The organism is Photobacterium angustum, assembly GCF_003026365.1.
In the GTDB taxonomy this organism is placed as follows: Bacteria; Pseudomonadota; Gammaproteobacteria; order Enterobacterales; family Vibrionaceae; genus Photobacterium; species Photobacterium angustum.
This window is the reverse complement of record NZ_PYOM01000019.1, coordinates 32,482-51,735: the sequence shown is the minus strand read 5'-3', so window position 1 is coordinate 51,735 and position 19,254 is coordinate 32,482. Positions and strand designations below refer to the sequence as shown.

General features: G+C 40.0%; 17 protein-coding genes and 1 pseudogene. 7 read left to right on the top strand and 11 right to left on the bottom strand.

Going from position 1 to position 19,254, the window contains the following annotated elements:
* Nucleotides 1–3: 3 nt before the first annotated feature.
* Both pepT and CTN01_RS17855 read right to left on the bottom strand, forming a co-directional pair.
* Nucleotides 4–1,233, bottom strand: a complete 1,230-nt coding sequence (gene pepT, locus CTN01_RS17865) for a peptidase T (RefSeq protein ID WP_045147669.1) — start codon at nucleotides 1,231–1,233, stop codon at nucleotides 4–6.
* Between the two features lie 395 nt (nucleotides 1,234–1,628).
* On the bottom strand, nucleotides 1,629–2,459 hold the full coding sequence (locus CTN01_RS17855; protein ID WP_045147673.1) for a DUF2189 domain-containing protein: 831 nt from the start codon (nucleotides 2,457–2,459) through the stop codon (nucleotides 1,629–1,631).
* Nucleotides 2,460–2,903: 444 nt separating this feature from the next.
* Between CTN01_RS17855 and potA the strand changes: the two genes are divergently transcribed.
* From potA to CTN01_RS17825, 6 genes are all read left to right on the top strand, one after another.
* Nucleotides 2,904–4,022 carry a spermidine/putrescine ABC transporter ATP-binding protein PotA gene (potA, locus tag CTN01_RS17850; protein ID WP_045147675.1) on the top strand — a complete coding sequence of 373 codons (1,119 nt, stop codon included), beginning with the start codon at nucleotides 2,904–2,906 and terminating at the stop codon, nucleotides 4,020–4,022.
* Nucleotides 4,006–4,863, top strand: coding sequence for a spermidine/putrescine ABC transporter permease PotB (gene potB / locus CTN01_RS17845; RefSeq protein ID WP_045128969.1), 858 nt, complete (start codon nucleotides 4,006–4,008; stop codon nucleotides 4,861–4,863). The genes potA and potB overlap by 17 nt, the downstream gene beginning before the upstream one ends.
* Entirely contained in the window at nucleotides 4,863–5,633 is a 771-nt protein-coding gene (gene potC, locus CTN01_RS17840) for a spermidine/putrescine ABC transporter permease PotC (RefSeq protein WP_045084112.1), read from the top strand. Before potB ends, potC begins: the two co-directional genes overlap by 1 nt.
* Before the next feature lie 183 nt (nucleotides 5,634–5,816).
* On the top strand, nucleotides 5,817–6,854 hold the full coding sequence (locus tag CTN01_RS17835; RefSeq protein WP_045147677.1) for an extracellular solute-binding protein: 1,038 nt from the start codon (nucleotides 5,817–5,819) through the stop codon (nucleotides 6,852–6,854).
* 305 nt (nucleotides 6,855–7,159) lie between these two features.
* Nucleotides 7,160–8,215: a spermidine/putrescine ABC transporter substrate-binding protein PotD gene (gene potD / locus CTN01_RS17830; protein ID WP_005367797.1), complete on the top strand. Its 1,056-nt coding sequence runs from the start codon at nucleotides 7,160–7,162 to the stop codon at nucleotides 8,213–8,215.
* 185 nt (nucleotides 8,216–8,400) lie between these two features.
* Nucleotides 8,401–8,847 (top strand): glycine zipper family protein, encoded by a 447-nt coding sequence (locus CTN01_RS17825; protein ID WP_045147678.1) that lies wholly within the window; start codon nucleotides 8,401–8,403, stop codon nucleotides 8,845–8,847.
* A gap of 67 nt (nucleotides 8,848–8,914) precedes the next feature.
* Here the strand turns inward: CTN01_RS17825 and CTN01_RS17820 are convergent.
* Nucleotides 8,915–9,373, bottom strand: a pseudogene (locus CTN01_RS17820) (Sir2 family NAD-dependent protein deacetylase); the annotation flags it as partial.
* Between the two features lie 284 nt (nucleotides 9,374–9,657).
* Between CTN01_RS17820 and CTN01_RS17810 the strand changes: the two are divergent.
* Nucleotides 9,658–10,128 (top strand): glycine zipper family protein, encoded by a 471-nt coding sequence (locus CTN01_RS17810; RefSeq protein WP_045147683.1) that lies wholly within the window; start codon nucleotides 9,658–9,660, stop codon nucleotides 10,126–10,128.
* Nucleotides 10,129–10,195: 67 nt separating this feature from the next.
* Here CTN01_RS17810 and cobB read toward each other — a convergent pair whose 3' ends face one another.
* From cobB to CTN01_RS17770, 8 genes are all read right to left on the bottom strand, one after another.
* Complete coding sequence (cobB, locus tag CTN01_RS17805; protein ID WP_045147684.1) at nucleotides 10,196–10,909, bottom strand: Sir2 family NAD+-dependent deacetylase; 714 nt, start codon at nucleotides 10,907–10,909, stop codon at nucleotides 10,196–10,198.
* A gap of 142 nt (nucleotides 10,910–11,051) precedes the next feature.
* Nucleotides 11,052–11,552, bottom strand: coding sequence for a prepilin-type N-terminal cleavage/methylation domain-containing protein (locus tag CTN01_RS17800; RefSeq protein ID WP_045147686.1), 501 nt, complete (start codon nucleotides 11,550–11,552; stop codon nucleotides 11,052–11,054).
* A 176-nt stretch (nucleotides 11,553–11,728) separates the two neighbouring features.
* A complete protein-coding gene (locus CTN01_RS17795; protein ID WP_045147688.1) occupies nucleotides 11,729–12,799 on the bottom strand; it encodes a formate dehydrogenase subunit gamma in 1,071 nt (356 codons plus the stop codon).
* A 94-nt stretch (nucleotides 12,800–12,893) separates the two neighbouring features.
* On the bottom strand, nucleotides 12,894–13,511 hold the full coding sequence (fdh3B, locus tag CTN01_RS17790; protein WP_005367779.1) for a formate dehydrogenase FDH3 subunit beta: 618 nt from the start codon (nucleotides 13,509–13,511) through the stop codon (nucleotides 12,894–12,896).
* 11 nt (nucleotides 13,512–13,522) lie between these two features.
* On the bottom strand, nucleotides 13,523–16,381 hold the full coding sequence (locus CTN01_RS17785; protein ID WP_045147690.1) for a formate dehydrogenase subunit alpha: 2,859 nt from the start codon (nucleotides 16,379–16,381) through the stop codon (nucleotides 13,523–13,525).
* 13 nt (nucleotides 16,382–16,394) lie between these two features.
* Nucleotides 16,395–16,589, bottom strand: a complete 195-nt coding sequence (locus CTN01_RS17780; RefSeq protein ID WP_045147692.1) for a twin-arginine translocation signal domain-containing protein — start codon at nucleotides 16,587–16,589, stop codon at nucleotides 16,395–16,397.
* 97 nt (nucleotides 16,590–16,686) lie between these two features.
* On the bottom strand, nucleotides 16,687–17,304 hold the full coding sequence (locus CTN01_RS17775; RefSeq protein WP_005367775.1) for a TorD/DmsD family molecular chaperone: 618 nt from the start codon (nucleotides 17,302–17,304) through the stop codon (nucleotides 16,687–16,689).
* 9 nt (nucleotides 17,305–17,313) lie between these two features.
* Entirely contained in the window at nucleotides 17,314–18,969 is a 1,656-nt protein-coding gene (locus CTN01_RS17770) for a 4Fe-4S binding protein (protein ID WP_045147694.1), read from the bottom strand.
* Between the last annotated feature and the right edge of the window lie 285 nt (nucleotides 18,970–19,254).

Genomic DNA, 19,254 nt, shown 5'->3' with positions numbered 1-19,254 from the left:
AAATCAGCTATATTTTTCTGTTGTTTTTTCAACCAGTTTTATAATCACATTTACTGCTTTTTCCATCCCTTCGACAGTAATAAACTCATGTATACCATGAAAATTATATCCGCCAGTAAAGATATTCGGGCATGGTAAGCCTTTAAATGATAAACGCGCGCCGTCTGTGCCACCTCGAATCGGTTTTATCTCTGGTTCTACGTCGCATTCAATCATCGCGGCTTTCGCTAATTCAATAATATGTGGGTACGGCTCTACCATTTCACGCATATTGAAATATGAATCGGTCAATACCAATTCTACACGCCCTTTTTCAAGTTGTAGATTTAGTTCATCAACTTTCTGTTGCATAAAGGCTTTACGTTGTTCCTGACCTTCACGGCTAAAATCACGAATAATATAACCTAACTCTGTTTTAGCAACAGATGGCTTCATTGATTTTAAATGGTAGAAACCCTCATACCCTTCTGTCGCTTCTGGTGTTTCATTACTCGGCATCATTAACTGAAACTGCGCGGCAATGTTCATTGAGTTCACCATCTTGCCTTTAGCAGTACCAGGGTGAACATTAGTGCCGTAGCAAACCACATCTGCAGATGTAGCGTTAAAGTTCTCAAACTCTAACTCACCAACAGGACCACCATCTATGGTGTAGGCCCATTGTGCATTGAATTTCTCGACATCAAAGAGATTAGCCCCACGTCCGATTTCTTCATCGGGCGTAAAACCAATACAAATATCACCGTGTTTAATTTCTGGGTGTGCAACAAGATATGCAATGGCTGTCATTATTTCAGCAACACCGGCCTTATTATCAGCACCTAGCAATGTTGTACCATCTGTCGTGATAATATTGTGACCGTGTAACTTATTTAAGTCGGGATATTGAATTGGAGATAGCACTTCATCCCCAATGCCCAATGCAATATCACCACCTTGATAGTTTTCTACAATTTGTGGTTTAACATTTAGTCCTGAAGCATCAGGTGCTGTATCCATGTGAGCAATAAAACCAATAGCTGGAATATCAGCAGAAACATTTGAAGGAAGACGTGCCATTAAATAGCAATGTTCATCTAATGAAATATCAGATAAACCCAATTCTTCCATTTCAGATTTTAGTTGTTGTGCAAGGTTAAATTGCCCTGCTGTACTCGGACATGATGCAACATCACCATCAGATTGTGTTTCGATGCGAACATATCGGAAAAAACGTTCAAGTAACTTATCCATCATTAACCTTACATAGCTTATTTATTTGCGTAATAAATTATGACGGATAAATTAACCAATGTTTTTGCGATGTATCATTTTTAATATGAATAAACGGATCTTTACCTCATCATGCCCTTCTTTAAGCTTCCCATATAACGAGCTATAGCGCATTTGAATATCTTGTGAATAGGCACTTGTTGCAGCCAACAATGAAAGGCAGCTCGTTATAACAATTAATCCATTACTCAACTTCATTTCTTTTCTATAAGAGCTTTTAAATTACTATCATGATTTTTATTATTTACTGTCTGTTATTTTATCAATTAAATATAAAGTTATAGTGCATTAGAATTTAAATCAGTTTATTCCTATAATAAAAAAGCCCCTAATTTAGGAGCTTTTAAACTTATGCTTTACGCATTAAAAACATCTTTATCTATCTTATCAATGGGTGGCTCACCGCCATCTTGCGGTGGTTGCTCATCATCACTTTTTGCCACTGAAGTAACTTGTAATGTTACGCCAAACATATTTCGGTAGATAATACCTTTCACGTTAAAGAAGAAAGGTAATGTCCAAATCAAACCGATACCTGCTGTAGCAATTGAGATAAAGAACATCAGCATGATCACAATATAGATAGCCGTCATTGGCAATACTTTACGGATTGTTGCCATGAAAGAATATTGGATCGCTTTTATTGGTGAAACTTTCTTTTCACACACTAATAAAATAGCCATGCTTAATGCCATAGTTAGGAACAAGCCAATTAATGGAAAAACACTGCTACCTAGTCCTTGAATTGAAGAAAGCAGTAACATGGTAATTAAGGAAACAAGGGTAAAAGAAAATCCTTTAACGATCTGGCTTGGCTTACTTGGTAAACCTACCGCATGGTTTAATGCCATTAGGCTAACACCTACATAGAGTGGCGCAATAAGAACATCAGACCAAAAGTTAGCCATAAAGCCCGCTTTTAGTATTTCAGCTGTAAAGCCCTGCCCTGTAATGAAAGCATCAAAAAAAACCGTTGGGCTACCTAATTGAACTTCAAGCCCTAAAAGTAATAATGCAACTTGCGCAAGAAACAAGCAAATGACCGCAGGTAAAAAACTAAAGATGTTTTTCCCTGTGATTTTCCACGCTTCAGCTAGAACGGTGACAGGTTGTAGTTCAACCTCTCCCTTCAATGCTTTTTCAATAGACCCACCAATGTGGAAACTTCGATTAATTGGCTCTTTCATACTCATGTCAGTTATTGGTGTAATGGCGGCATTGTACTTCAGAGAGGATAATACAAAAACATTTCTAAGATAAAAAATCAGTCAAGCTGACTAATTTGTGTGTTTTTCATGCAAAAAAGTCAAAAAAGCTGATAATAAAATCGTCTTTCACATAAAGATCTACTATTAAGACTAAGCTGTAATAAGGTTTTTTATTATAACGATAGTTTTTTGAATAATCATATTACCAACATGTAAGTAAAAGATTGTTTATAAAATCGATAAAGTGACTGACACCATATAAGGGATTTCACTACTTAACGATGAAAAATATTACATCTTTGCATTAAAATTAGTGAAAAAACGCTTTAATTTGAAAGACTACAGGTCTATCATGCGCCCTTTATTTTAAAGCCAAAATGTTGGGATTTAACCAAATAATCCCAGGGTGGAGATAACGTAGAATTGAACGCTGAAAAAACATCTCAGAAACCTGTCATTCAGCTGAAGGGTCTTAGCAAAAGCTTTGACGGTAAGCAGATCATTTCAGGTTTGGACCTAAACGTAAATAATGGTGAATTTTTAACCATCCTAGGTCCATCAGGCTGTGGTAAAACCACAGTACTTCGTCTAATTGCTGGATTTGAAACTGCCGATGATGGGCAGATAACTATTGATGGCAAAGATGTTACAGACATTCCTGCTGAACAACGTCTAGTAAACACGGTGTTTCAGAGTTACGCACTGTTCCCACATATGACAGTGTTTGAGAACGTCGCGTTTGGTTTACGCATGCAAAAAGTACCCGCGAGTGATATTGAACCGCGTGTAATGGAAGCATTGCGTATGGTGCAACTTGAAAAATTTGCCCCTCGTAAACCTCATCAACTGTCAGGTGGTCAGCAACAGCGTGTTGCGATTGCTCGTGCTGTTGTAAACAAACCAAAAGTTCTTTTACTTGATGAATCACTGTCTGCACTTGATTACAAATTACGTAAACAAATGCAGCTTGAGTTGAAACAACTACAGCGTAAGTTAGGCATTACCTTTATTTTCGTAACACACGATCAAGAAGAAGCCTTATCTATGTCTGATCGCATCATTGTTATGCGCGATGGCCACGTTGAGCAAGATGGTTCACCTCGTGAAATTTATGAAGAACCAACTAATTTATTTGTTGCCCACTTTATCGGTGAAATCAACGTATTTGATGCAACAGTTAAAGAGCGTTTAGACGAAAAACGTATCATGGCTGATGTTGAAGGTCGCCATTCATTGATCCACTGTGATTTAGATGTGAATGTTGGTGATAAGGTAAAAGTATTACTTCGACCTGAAGACATTCTTATCGAAGAGATCCATAACGGTGACGAAACTAACGGCATTATTGGTTATGTTCGTGAACGTACCTATAAAGGTATGACATTGGATTCTGTGGTGCAGTTAGAGTCTGGCAAGTCTGTGATGGTTAGCGAATTCTTCAACGAAGATGACCCTGACGTAGACCACTCTCTTGACCAAAAAGTTGCCATTACTTGGATTGAAAGTTGGGAAGTGGTACTCGCTGATGAGCAAGAAGTTTAATTTACAGAATTTCATTATCGCGTTAGTTGTTAGTTGGTTAGTACTGTTTGTATTTGTACCTAACTTAATGATTATAGGAACCAGCTTCCTAACTCGTGATGATGCAAATCTAATCAAAATGGTCTTCACGTTTGATAACTATGAAAGACTGTTTGATCCACTGTACGCAAAAGTACTTTGGCACTCTTTTTACATGGCAATCACAGCAACAATTCTGTGTTTAGTAATTGGTTACCCTTTTGCTTATGCCATAGCAAAAATGCCAGAGAAATGGCGTCCATTTATGCTGTTTTTGGTTATCGTACCATTTTGGACTAACTCTCTAATTCGTACATATGGCCTTAAACTGATGTTAGGTACGCGTGGTATTTTAAATAACACATTAATGTACCTCGATATTATCGATAAGCCACTGCGTATTATGTACACCGAGTACGCAGTAATGATCGGTTTAGTGTATATCTTGCTACCATTTATGGTGCTACCACTCTACTCCGCTATCGAAAAGCTTGATAATAACTACATTGAAGCAGCACGCGACTTGGGCGCAAATAAGGTTCAAACCTTTATTAAAGTGATCTTCCCACTAACAATGCCTGGTGTTATTGCTGGTTGTTTATTGGTATTACTGCCTGCTCTAGGTATGTTTTATGTTTCTGACCTTTTAGGCGGCGCGAAGAACTTACTGATTGGTAATGTTATTAAGAGTCAGGTTTTAAACGCGCGAGATTGGCCATTTGGTTCTGCAACAAGTATTGCCCTTACGTTAGCAATGGCAATTATGCTGTATGCCTACTACCGTGCAGGTAAGTTGCTGAACAAAAAAGTGGAGCTTGAATAATGGGACGCTTGTTTAAATTTAGCTTTATGTCAGTGGTATATGCATTTTTATATACCCCTATCATTATCCTGATTGTTAACTCATTCAACGAAAGCAAATTCGGTATGAAATGGGGTGGCTTTACTACTAAATGGTATGAGCAACTGGTTAATAATGACAGTTTAATGCAAGCGGCAGGACACTCGATCACTATCGCAGTGTTCTCTGCAACAGCGGCATCCCTAATTGGTAGTTTAACGGCCGTTGCTCTGTTTCGTTATAACTTTAAAGGTAAGAAGTTTGTATCAGGTATGCTATTTCTCGTTATGATGTCTCCAGACATCGTAATGGCAATCTCGCTACTTGCACTGTTCTTACTACTGGGTGCTAACTTAGGCTTCTTAACGCTATTGCTTTCTCATATCACATTCTGTTTACCTTTTGTTGTTGTAACAGTCTATAGCCGATTAAAAGGCTTTGATGTGAAAATGCTTGAAGCAGCACGTGACTTAGGCGCTAGTGAGTGGGTTATCTTAAAGCAGATTATCCTACCATTGGCTAAACCCGCAGTTGCTGCTGGCTGGCTCCTAAGCTTCACCCTATCGCTAGATGATGTAATTGTAAGCTCGTTCGTAACGGGTCCAACTTACGAAATCTTACCATTGAAGATTTACTCAATGGTTAAGGTCGGTATTTCACCTGAGGTGAACGCCCTAGCGACAGTGATGTTGATTGTTTCTCTTGTTCTGGTTATTTGTTCACAATTACTGGCTCGAGACAAAATAAAGTAAGCATCAACAACAGCTCATACTAAATGGCTAACTGTATTCAGTTAGCCATTTTTTTACTTATGATCCAATGACCTTTAAACATATTCCCCTGTAACATTTTTAAACACTTTTTTGCTATCTAAAAACGGAAACTTGCTCTAAATTTCGGCCACTTTTTATCGCATTCACTACGAAGACACTCGAATGAAAAAATGGTCATCTCTTGTTATTAGTACAGCCCTACTTTCAGCAAGTTTTAATGCTTTTGCTTCAGAAGAAGAGAAAGACAAACAGTTAGTATTTATGAACTGGGGGCCGTATATCTCTACTGAGCTTCGTGAGCAATTCACGAAAGAGACAGGTATTAAAGTGATCTACTCGACTTACGAGTCGAATGAAACCATGTATGCAAAACTTCGTGCCCACCCTGAAGGTTACGATCTGGTCGTTCCATCAACTTACTTTGTTGCGAAAATGCGCGATGAAGGTATGTTGCAAAAAATTGATAAATCAAAGCTGTCGAACTTTACCGAGCTTGATAAGAATTACTTAGATAAACCTTTTGATCCAAATAACGATTACTCAATCCCACACGTAATCGCAATGACAGGTCTTGCGGTTAATACTGATATGTACGACCCAGAAGATTTCGACAGCTGGGCAGATTTATGGAATCCTGAACTTAGAGGTCAATTAATGCTAATGGACGACACTCGCGAAGTATTCCATATTGCATTACGTAAGCTTGGTTACTCAGGCAACACAACTAACCCGAAAGAAATTGACGAAGCAAAAGCAGAGATTGAGAAACTGATGCCAAACGTACTGGTATTTAACTCTGATAACCCAGCAGCGCCTTACCTTGCTGGTGAAGTGGGTCTAGGTATGCTGTGGAATGGTTCAGCAGCTGCTGCACAGAAAGAAGGTTTACCAATTAAACTGGTTTGGCCAAAAGAAGGCGGTATTTTCTGGGTTGATAGTTTAGCAATAGCTAAAAACGCGAAGAATGTAGAAGCAGCACATAAGATGATCGACTTCCTACTTCGCCCTGATATTGCCGCTCAAATTTCAGAGCAAACCGGTTACCTAACGGCAGTAGAAAAATCTAACGCTAAATATAAAAATGACCCAACTCTATTCCCACCACAAGCTGATTTAGATCGTGGTGAGTGGCAAGATTCAGTCGGTGACATGAATATCCGTTACGAAAATTATTTCCTTGAATTAAAAGCAGATCAATAAACATAATAGAAAGCTGCCATTGGCAGCTTTTTTTATATTTGGTATTTATTAATAAACATGGTTAGTTGTATTCTTTTCTAAGGTTTTACTTATCATGTTTGTTATTAATCAATACGATAGCGGAATTTAACAGACAAATTTCTCTTGTTTTGTGATGCGGTCGACGAATAATCTCTGCTATAATAACTCTGTTTTATGACCAACATCTGTTTACGCATGTCTAATGCGTTGACAACCAATTAGGAGAAGCGGTCAATACCGCTAGAGAACACTCTCGACATCCTGTTTAGTTAGGAGCTAACACAATGAAAAAATGGTCTTTATTAATGGCCGGTGCTGCATGTGCAATGTCAATGTTTTCGAACGTTGCTACTGCTGATGATAACAATAAATCTAATGAGCTGTACTTTTACAACTGGTCTGAATACATCCCATCAGATGTTTTAGAAGAGTTTACAAAAGAAACAGGCATTAAAGTTATTTATTCGACTTACGAATCGAATGAGACGATGTACGCCAAGCTAAAGACCTACGATAAAGGTTATGACCTTGTTGTTCCTTCTACTTACTACGTAGCTAAAATGCGTAAAGAAGGTATGCTGCAAAAAATTGACCATTCGAAAATTCCAAACTTCGCAGGTCTAGATCCTAACTTTTTAAATAAACCTTTTGATCCTAACAACGACTACTCTATTCCATACATTTGGGGTGCAACAGGTATCGGTGTTAATACTGACATGATCGACAAGTCTAAAATCACTAGCTGGGCAGATCTATGGGACCCTAAATGGCAAGGTCAGCTAATGATGATGGATGATGCGCGTGAAGTCTTCCAGATTGCATTACGTAAACTTGGTTACTCCGGTAATACACAAGATCTTGAGCAAATTAAAGCCGCTTATGCAGAACTGAAAAAACTAATGCCAAACGTATTAGTATTTAACTCAGATTACCCTGCAAACCCTTACATGGCAGGTGAGACATCTCTTGGTATGTTATGGAATGGTTCTGCTTACATGGCACGTAAAGACGGCGCCCCAATCGATATTGTATGGCCAAAAGAAGGTGCAATCTTCTGGATGGATAGCATTGCAATACCTAAGAATGCTAAGAATGTTGATAACGCGTACAAGATGATCAACTTCCTACTTCGTCCTGATATTGCAGCTAAAATCGCATTACAAATTGGTTACCCAACACCAGTTGCTGCTGCTAAAAAGTTACTGCCTGCAGACTTTGTTAACGATCCAAGTATCTACCCACCACAATCTGTAATGGATGCTGGTGAATGGCAAAACAGCGTTGGTCCTATGGCTGAAGTTTACGAAGAGTACTTCCAAAAGCTAAAAGCTGGCGAGTAATAGTTACTTATTAACTATATAAAAAAACCGAGCATAGTGCTCGGTTTTTTATTATCAATCACTTACGAATTAACATTAATGCTCATAAACCATTCATGAGCTGTAACATTTCATTCATACAGTAATGATTCAGTTTACTTATATATCCTATAACAACCATTTCAGATATAAGTTATAAGATTATAATGTCAAAAAAATTAAAAGCGCTAATCCCCGTTTTATTCGTATCAACCCTTTCGGCTTGTAGCGCCCCAATGACCCCTGTCGATAAAGAACTCGTCGTTGACATGAATGGTGTCGACACTACTCAATATCAAAAAGATTACGATTACTGCAACCATTTTGCTGATAGTGTTACAACACCTGAAATGACGTCAGCAACAAAAAAGAGAGATGTAGTAATTGGCACTCTAGCAGGTGCAACAGCGTTTGGTGCAGGGGCTTACGATTCGGATAATTACGATACGATAAAACATCCAGGAGCTGTGACTGCATTAGGTGCTGTTGTTGGTGCGGCTGGCGGATACGTAGCGGGCTCTAATGAAGCATCTAAAGATGAAAAACACAAAAAGTCATCCGTGATTCGCCAATGCTTATTACAAAAAGGTTATCACGTTTACGATATATCTTAATTAGTCGATAAAGATAATCATCTTTTCGTACTAATAATAAAAAGCCTCAAATTTGAGGCTTTTCTTATTAAGCAGATAATATTTCTTCTACATAAGCTGGCACTAATTCAGAAGCTTTACCATAGCGTTTCTCTTCAAATTCGTTTTCTACGTTGCTTGGCTCAAGGTTTAATTCAATCGTATGAGCGCCCTGTAAAGCAGCCTCATGTACAAATCCTGCCGCTGGATATACATTGCCAGATGTAACTATAGAAATGAATAAATCAGCCTTCACAATCGCATCATGAATTCTATCCATTCCTATTGGCATATCACCGAACCATACAATATCTGGACGCATCGGTGCAGGAATTTGACAACAATGACAATGATCACTGGTCGTTAAATCACCGTGCCATTCAACTGTTTGTCCTGATTCACAGCATCGTGCTTTTAATAGCTCTCCATGCATATGAATGGAATTTTTACTCCCAGCTCTCTCATGCAAATTATCAATGTTTTGCGTAACAATGGTCACGTTACCATCTTAATTATTTAGCCGAACACATTTTTGCTAACGATCCAAACATCTACCCACTACAGTCTGAAATGGATGCTGGTGAATGGCAAAACAGTGTTGGTCCTGTGGCTAAAGTGCACGAAGAGTACTTACAAAAGCTTAAATCTGGCGAACAATTATTATCAATCACTACCGAATTCATAACAATTAATACGCATCAATCGTTCTTTGTAACATTTTATTCATACAGGTTGGATTCAGAAGTATACCTATAGGCTATAACAACAGTTTAAGATAACCCTTGTGAGACTATGAGATCCTTTAAATTCAATGTTTTAATCCCTGTTTTATTTGTTTCAACTCTTTCAGCTTGTAGTGCTCCATTGACCCCTGTCGATAAAGAGCTTGTCGTTGACATGAATGGTGTCGATACAGCTCAATATCAAAAAGATTACGATTACTGCAACCGTTTTGCTGATAGTGTTAAAACACCTAAAATGACAGCAGCAACACAAAAGAGAGATGTAATAATAGGTACTCTAGCAGGCGCATCAGCGTTTGGTACATCTGATATCGATTCGCATGATCACTTAACGTATGGTACATCTCATATCGATTCGATTGATCCCGTAACAGAGACTGTAATAGGTGCTGCTGTTGGTGCAGCTAGCGGGTACATAACAGGATCTAATGAAGCAGCAAAAGACGAAAAAAACAAAAAAGGACTCGTAATTCGCCAATGCTTATTACAAAAAGGTTATCACGTTTACGATATATCTTAATTAGTCGATAAAAATATTCACTTTTTGTTCTCATAATAAAAAAGCCTCAAATGTGAGGCTTTTCTTATTAAGCAGATAATATTTCTTCTACATAAGCTGGCACTAATTCAGAAGCTTTACCATAGCGTTTCTCTTCAAATTCGTTTTCTACGTTGCTTGGCTCAAGGTTTAATTCAATCGTATGAGCGCCCTGTAAGGCAGCTTCATGTACAAATCCAGCTGCTGGATATACATTGCCAGATGTACCAATAGAAATGAATAAATCTGCCCTCACAATTGCATCATGAATTCTATCCATTCCAATTGGCATCTCACCGAACCATACAATATCTGGTCGCATCGGTGCAGGAATTTGACAACAATGACAATGATCACTGGTCGTTAAGTCACCATGCCATTCAACTGTTTGTCCTGATTCACAGCATCGTGCTTTTAATAACTCGCCATGCATATGAATGACATTTTTGCTCCCAGCTCTCTCATGCAAATTATCAATGTTTTGCGTAACAATTGTCACGTTACCATCTAATTCTTGTTCAAGCTTAGCAAGTGCAATATGCGCAGCATTTGGGGCTACAGAGCCATTCTCGATCTGAGCTCGACGAGCATTATAAAAACGTTGCACAAGCTCAGGATCTCGTAAATAGCCTTCAGGTGTTGCAACATCTTCAACACGATGTTCTTCCCATAAGCCATCAGCGGCACGGAAAGTTCGGATGCCCGATTCAGCCGAGATACCTGCACCCGTAAGTACAACGATATTTTTGTAGGGGAAAAGCATATGAACATCCTTTATTTCGGTATTTATAGTGCCTTTATAGCACTGAAATACATAGAATTTAACCCTAACAATCTAGGTTCTTAATTATGCGTGATTTCGCCCTACAAAACCGTGTAAATGAGCTTTCAATATCACTGTTAGATCAGCAACCTGAATCAATAATTGTAATAATAGGCTCATCACCAGTGTTATTTTCTTTGTAACTTAAATAGCAATTTGTCGCTTTAATTTTTTCAACACTATCAGACTCACTTTTCGACACTTTTTTCATAAATGTCATAACATAAGTTCGATAGCCTGGTTGGTTTGATATCGATGTATCTTGATTAGCAGCCCAATTATCTTGTAAATCAACAATTGTCTTACCAATACCGGCATAATTACCTTTCGGGTAACCATTCCAGATAGCTATCCCCTCTATCTTTTTACTGCCAGTAATATCATTTTCATCGCCTTGCATTACAGCTTTTCCATAGATAATTCGTGATATTTCAGTCATCGATCCTTTCAGCTCATGTAGTTTGGCGCGATAAGTATCTGAAGAAATATTGAGGAATTTGGGAGCCGCAGTAACAGCAAGGATGCCAAGAATGACTATAACAATAACAACTTCAATCAGGGTAAATCCTGCTTTAGTCCTCATCAATTGATCCTTTTCAATGTTTTATTATTGACATTATTAGCAGTAGTATTTTACTTTATTGTACAAAAGCTTAACAGAGTAAATGAATAGCGATAAGTAACAAAAAACATTAAGCTCGAATATTAGGTATAAAAAAAACCGACACGAATGTCGGTTTTAAAAATCACTAACTATGATTATGCATTAGACGAAGGTTTACTCTTCACTTCATGCTGTTGTGATTCACTATATCCTGGTTGGTTTTCAGGAAGATCTTTTACTTCTTCAAACCATTCGCTGTGGTGTTCACGCGCCCACGTTTCATCAACTTCACCAGTTACCATGCCGTCAAGACCCGCTTCCATACCGAATAAACCAATATAGATGTGGAAAATAAAGCCACAGATCAGAATAAGTGCTGAAATCATGTGTACTAGATTTGATAATTCCATATGTCGACGCGTTTGGTCGAAAATTGGAAAATCTAAAACAAAGCCACTCACCACAATGAAGACACCAAAGAAGGCAAGTAACCAGAACAGTGCTTTTTCACCACCGTTTGAGAAGCCAGCTTTAGGGTGTGAGCCTTTATGCTTGCCCACCATACCGCCCATTTTCTTAAACCAATCAATATCAACTTTACTGAAGATACTCTTACGCCACCATTTAACGACAACGAAAAGAAGAATGATTGCAAACAATGGTCCCATATAGTTATGGTATTGTTTCGCTGCGTAAATGATCCAGCCCCACACTTCTGTTGGTACGATAGGTTTAATAAAATGTTTACCGTAAACAAGAGTTAAACCGCTAAAACCTAACGTTAAAAATGTGAATGCTAAACTCCAGTGTAGAGCACGATCCATCCGGCTCCAACGCTGAATTTTACGACCTGTTTTAGGCTTACTTAATTTAAGAGGACCTACAATAAAGTATGCTAGCGTCACCATCACAAGGCTACCAAAAATAGCCATCGCACCAAGTGGTGACATCCACTTTTCTTTTAAGATATACCATGTTTGCCCCGGAACACTGATCAACACATCGTGCTCAGGCCAACCTGATGTTGTATACCCTTTTTCGCCATCCTTGACCGATCGCCAATAATCAGCACCCGCAAAACCTATGACTTCTTTTTTTACCATAGATTCGCCAAGTTGCTCGCTACTGGTTGTTGTAGTGGCTTCATTTGCCATCACTTGGACAGAAAACGCAACCATTAATGCGGTAACGAATACCGTTAACCAGCATTGAATTCGCTTAGTCATTAAAGCTCCTGCCTGCTCAATTTGAACAGAAATTTGTTACATCCGAGATCCAATATTTGGGCTCAACACCTATGTTAAGCCCAAATAAAGACAATTACGCTTTACGTACTTTTGCTGCGTCGTACGCTAGATCTTCAGTACTTGCCCAACCGGCATCTTTTGCACCACGAGCAACAACGCGCTTGCTGAAGATTTCAGAAATCTTCTCAGCATCACCTGCAAGTAATGATTTAGTCGAACACATAGATGCACACATTGGTAACTTACCTTCTGCAATACGGTTTGCGCCGTAAAGTACACGCTCTTTTTCTGAACCAGGTTCAGTATTTGGACCGCCAGAACAATAAGTACATTTATCCATTTTGCCACGCTCTGCGAACGCTTCCTGTTTAGGGAACTGAGGCGCTCCAAACGGACAAGCAAATAGACAGTAACCACAACCAATACAAAGATCTTTATCGTGCTGAACGATGCCGTCTTCTGTTTGACTGAAACAATCTGCTGGACAAACCGCCATACAAGGCGCATCACTACAGTGCATACAAGCAACAGAAATAGATGTTTCACCTGGAAGACCGTCGTTTAGTGTCACAACGCGACGACGTTGAATACCCCAGCCTACTGCTTCTGAGTTAGCATTTTTACAAGCTGTCACACAACCGTTGCATTCAATACAACGCTTAGAGTCACAAAGAAATTTCATACGTGCCATTTGATGACTCCTTACGCTTTAGTGATGTTACAAAGGGTGACTTTTGTTTCTTGCATCTGAGTTACTGGATCGTAACCGTATGTCGTTGCTGTGTTAGCAGCTTCGCCAGAAACATAAGGAGCACAACCTTCTGGGTAATGACTACGTAGGCTTTCACCTTCGAATTCACCACCGAAGTGGAATGGTAAGAATGCTAAGCCTTCACGAACACGTGGGGTTACCATCGCTTTCACTTTAATACGGCCTTTTTCTGCACCTTCAACCCAAACCATCTCGCCATCTTTAATGCCACGATCGTTTGCATCTTTTAGGTTAAGTTCTACAAACATTTCTTGTTGTAGCTCTGCAAGCCATGGGTTTGAACGCGTTTCTTCACCACCACCTTCATACTCAACCAGACGACCAGACGTTAGAATAATTGGGTATTCTTTCGACATATCTTTGTCTTGAATTGACTTGTACAGTGTTGGTAAGCGGAACAAGTGCGCCTTATCATCCCAAGTTTGGTACTCAGGAAGAAGATCACGACGTGGTGTGTATAGTGGCTCACGGTGAATAGGCACTGCATCTGGGAATGTCCAAACAACAGTACGTGCTTTTGCGTTACCGTAAGGAATACAACCGTGTTTAATCGCTACTCGCTGAATACCACCAGAAAGATCAGTTTTCCAGTTTTTGCCTTCAGCAGCCACTTTCTCTTCTGCTGTTAGATCGTCCCACCAACCAAGTTGCTTCAGCATCTTAGCGGTAAACTCTGGGTAACCATCTTCTAGCTCACAACCTAATGAGTAGCTATCGTCAGCGAGTAGGCTTACACCATTGTGCTCAACACCGAAACGTGCACGGAAGTTACCGCCACCCTGTGCCACAGTCTTAGATGTATCATAAAGAATGTGTGTACCTGGGTGTTTCATCTCAGGCGTACCCCAACAAGGCCAAGGTAGACCGTAAGTTTCACCGTTCGCTGGGCCACCAATCGCTTCAAGAGAAGTACGGTTGAATGTATGCCAGTTTTGTTGGTGTTCTTTTAGACGCTCAGGGCTTTGACCTGTGTAACCAATCGTCCACATACCTTTGTTGAATTCACGTGTGATGTCTTCAATGTGTGGGCGGTTGTTTTCAACTTTAATGTTCTTAAATAATTGATCCGCAAAACCAAGACGCTTAGAAAGAAGGTACATGATTTCGTGGTCAGGTTTCGCTTCAAATAGCGGTTCAATAACTTGGTCACGCCATTGAATAGAACGGTTAGTTGCCGTTACTGAGCCGTATGTTTCAAACTGCGTAGTCGCTGGGAATAGGTATACATTGTCTGTACGACCATTCATTACAGCAGCAACACCTGGGTATGGGTCAACGATAACCATCATATCCAGTTTTTCCATCGCAGTTTTCATTTCAGGACCACGAGTCTGTGAGTTTACAGCGTGACCCCAGTAGAACATGGCGCGGATGTTATCGCGCTGTTCAATCTTATCTTTGTTTTCTAAAACACCATCGATCCAACGAGAAACAGGAATACCTGCACTGTTCATTGGTTTTTTGCCGTTGTAAGTGTTTTGGTCGAAACGACCTTGTAGCCATGAGTAGTCTACATCCCACACTTGCGCCCAGTGTTTCCAAGCACCTTCAGATAGACCGTAGTAACCAGGTAGGTTGTCAGAAAGCACGCCAAAGTCTGTTGCACCCTGTACGTTATCGTGACCACGGAAGATGTTTGCACCGCCGCCTGATTTACCCATGTTGCCAAGTGCAAGTTCAAGGATACAGTAAGCACGTGTGTTGTTGTTACCTGTTGTATGCTGAGTCCCCCCCATACACCAAACAACACAGCCAGGACGGTTTTCAGACAACATTTTAGCTGTTTGGTAAACTTGAGCTTCTGGCACGCCAGTTACGCGCTCAACTTCTTTTGGATTCCATTTCGCCACTTCTGCGCGAACTTCGTCCATACCGTAAACACGTTGACGGATGAATTCTTTATCTTCCCAGCCATTGTTGAAAATGTGGTACAGCACACCCCATACAAAAGCAACGTCAGTACCCGGACGCAAAGAAACGTAGTGATCTGCTTTTGCCGCAGTACGTGTACGGCGCGGATCGACAACCACAATCTTACAGCTGTTAGTTTCTTTCGCGATAAGGATGTGCTGCATTGCTACTGGGTGAGCTTCTGCTGGGTTTGAACCAATGAATAACATCGACTTACAGTTATGCATGTCGTTTAACGAGTTAGTCATTGCACCGTAACCCCAAGTGTTCGCTACACCTGCCACTGTTGTTGAGTGACAAATACGCGCTTGGTGGTCAACGTTGTTAGAGCCCCACATAGAAACCATTTTACGGAACATGTAAGCTTGTTCGTTGTTATGCTTCGCAGAGCCTAGGAAGTAAACAGAATCTGGACCTGACTCTTCACGGATCTTAAGCACTTGCTGGCTAACTTCATCTAAAGCTTGTTCCCAGCTCAGTTTCTTCCACTTGCCATTAACAAGCTTCATTGGGTATTTTACGCGACGTGCACCGTGACCATGTTCACGAAGTGCTGCGCCTTTCGCACAGTGTCCACCAGCATTAAAAGGGTGATCGAAAGCGGGTTCCTGATGAGTCCACACACCGTCTTGCGTCTCTGCGTAAATACCACAACCCACTGAACAGTGTGAACAAATAGTACGTTTAACCACTTTAGGCGCGTCATATACATCTTCAGATGCAGCTTCTGCTTTTTTCATCATACCAGGAGCAAACATGCTTGCCCCTGCAATGCCACCAGCAGCAGCTAGAGATGTATTACGAATAAAAGAACGTCGAGAAATACCCAGCTGGTTTTCTACCTTGCTCACTTTATCGGAACGTTTAGTAAGTTTCATTTAGAGCTCCGCCTTACAAAGTGTTGTAGTAATCACGAATGTGTTGGGTCTCGTGATAACCTTTAGTTGTTTTTGTTTTTTTCTCTTCTGACTTTTCAGCAGCTTGAACTACTGTTGTCGTTCCAGCAGCAACAGCACCAGCAGCCACTGTTAAGCCAATGTTTTTCAACAATTGACGACGGCTTTCATTGGTTTTTTGCTCACTCATAAAGTTTGCTCCTTTATCGTCACTAAAATAAGTTACGATGGGTTTTTGCCTTAGTTTTATTGCTTTGAATCAAACCGTTGCAAGCAACGTATAGGGATTATTTTGATTCTAAAAAGCGTGTTTTCTCTACAGTTAAGAACTGCAAAGCAAGCTCACCAACAGCGGTATAAAAAACAGCACTGTTAGCAGCTTTAACATCGGTACAGAACTTTTCACACCACTCAGCTAAGTGACGATTAAAGAACGTTTTTTGAAGGTGCTCATCGCCGCCTTCAACTAGCATTGCCATAACTTCAAGCAAAGCCGCAATATGATCTTCCGGTTCTTTCACTGACTCATCACGTTCAAATCCTAATTGTTTAAGATCTCGTCGAAGATAAGCCAGAGGCATTTCCATTAATGAACCTGTTAAGTACCATGATCCAAAAGGCACAACTTCACCGCGACCAATACCAATAAAGACATCTTGATATTCTTCTTCAACTGCAAGTGGCATACTCTTTTGTGCTGCAAGTTTCAGTAAAGGCCAAGCAGCAGACATAGTAGATTGTTGAGGTTTATTCGCCGTATCAACATCTATATCAGCCAAAAAATTCAATACATTTTGATCAGGCGCTTGACGAAATAAATGTGCAAGCATGTTATAAATTTCAATACGAAGTACTGCGTCTTCATTCAATGACGTTTGAGCTGGGCTCATAGCAATTGTTTCCATCTTCGTTCCTTAAACTCGAGCCTGACTTTCTGGATCTTTTTCCATTTGTTCGAAAATATCGCGAACACGACAATCTTCACACATGGATAAACGACGAATAGCATCACCTTGGAAGTGAGAGTGTCCTTGAAGTTTTTCAGTTAACATTTTCACCATAGACGCTGGCGCGAATGCATTTCCACAACTGATACAACAAGCAGCAGGCTCTTCATGAACAAGACGTGCTTCTTTACGAGCATGACAATCCCAATTAAAACGAGGTTCTAATGAAATCACTTTTTCAGGACATGCTTTTTCACACATACCACATTGAACACAGTCCTCTTCAATAAATAGAAGTCCTGGACGATCACCAATGGCATGTAAAGCGCGAGTTGGACAAACTGCTACACAACTCATACATAACGTACAATCCGTTGTGTCACATGAAACAGAACCATAAGGCGCTTTTTCTACAACGGAAGATTGTTCTGGTTTTGTACTCGCTTCGGTGTAAAGCATTTCAAGTGAAGAAAATAGTTTTTCACGTTTAGAGCCAGTTAAAGCCTCTGTAACAGGAGAAACTAGTGCATCGTCATAAGAAACAAAGTTATCAACATCACTAAAATCAAACAGGCAAATACGATCAGCGTCATAACCCATTTCCGTTAAGAAACGTTGAGCCATAGCAAGCTCATTCGATAAAACGCGATCAATCGTGGCTGGAATATATTTTGTGTTAGTCGCAAGAAGAACTTGATGCGCACCATAAACCAATGCACTAAACCATGTATCAACACCAACAGTTGCAAGCTCTTCTAATGCAATCGCAATAACTGAACTTGGAAACGTTGCTAATGCATCAGTCACCGCTTTTTCATCACGATTACCGTACAAAAGTAATGTTGGTTTCTCACCGCCCTCTTGCTTATAACGAGTAAGAACACGATGAACAAAGTTTTGCGTATTTTGAGGATCAGGTAATGCGTATGTGATCGCCTCTGTTGGACAAGCTGTAGCACATGTGCCAACACCCTGACAAAGGTAAGGATCAATCGCAATTTCTACCCCATCACTGCTTAGTGCGCCAGCAGGACATGCATCTAAACAACGATCACAACCTGAAACACCACGCGATGAATGCGCACAGAGATCAGGATTTAGACGAAAGTATTTAGGTTTATCAAAAGTCCCCATCATAGCCGGTAGATCTTCCACCAGCTGAGCCAGTTTATCTTTACGACTACCTACCGCGTAATAACCCGGAGCAGGAATTTCTAACGACATAATGCCGTTTTCTGTCATATCTAAGATCAAATCAAAACAGTCACGACCAATAGCTACTTTTGCTAAATTTGCTTTTGTTAGTTGACCTGCAACCTGACATGTCACTTCAAACGCGCCAAGGTAACCTTTTGCTGATATGTCTTGGCTAAAGTAAAGATTAGACAAGCCTAACTTTTCGCCTGTTGCATCAGTTGACAGCAAAGTTACGCTATTAAGCTCTGAAAACTGTTCAGCAAGTGCAATGATGTTTTCCTGAGTACCCACGATCAATAAATCCCCACGGCTTTCATAAGTAACCGTAGGCGGGATTAAATTTGTTAGCTCTACTGTGCCATTAATTGCAGCAGCACGTGCTTTACCGTTTGTATCAGAAAATGCTTCTAGTGTACTTTTTAACATTCTTATTCCTGTTTGCCCGTCACCGCTAGTCAGTGCCGATTGAAGAAGTAACGAAGTTATGCTTTAAAGTTTTTCTACAATAAATTCTGACTTTCGTTTTTTTGCTTCTTCTTACCTATATAGAGCAATAACCGATCCAACTTTTCACGGAATAAAATGACTTAAAAGGAACTAAAGTCGGAGGTGGATAATTACACCCACCAGCATTGAGACATTTTGTCCTAGCGCAAAAGACCCACCGCGCCAAAATGTCCCAACAATTAATAAGGTTTTAGTTCCCTTTTT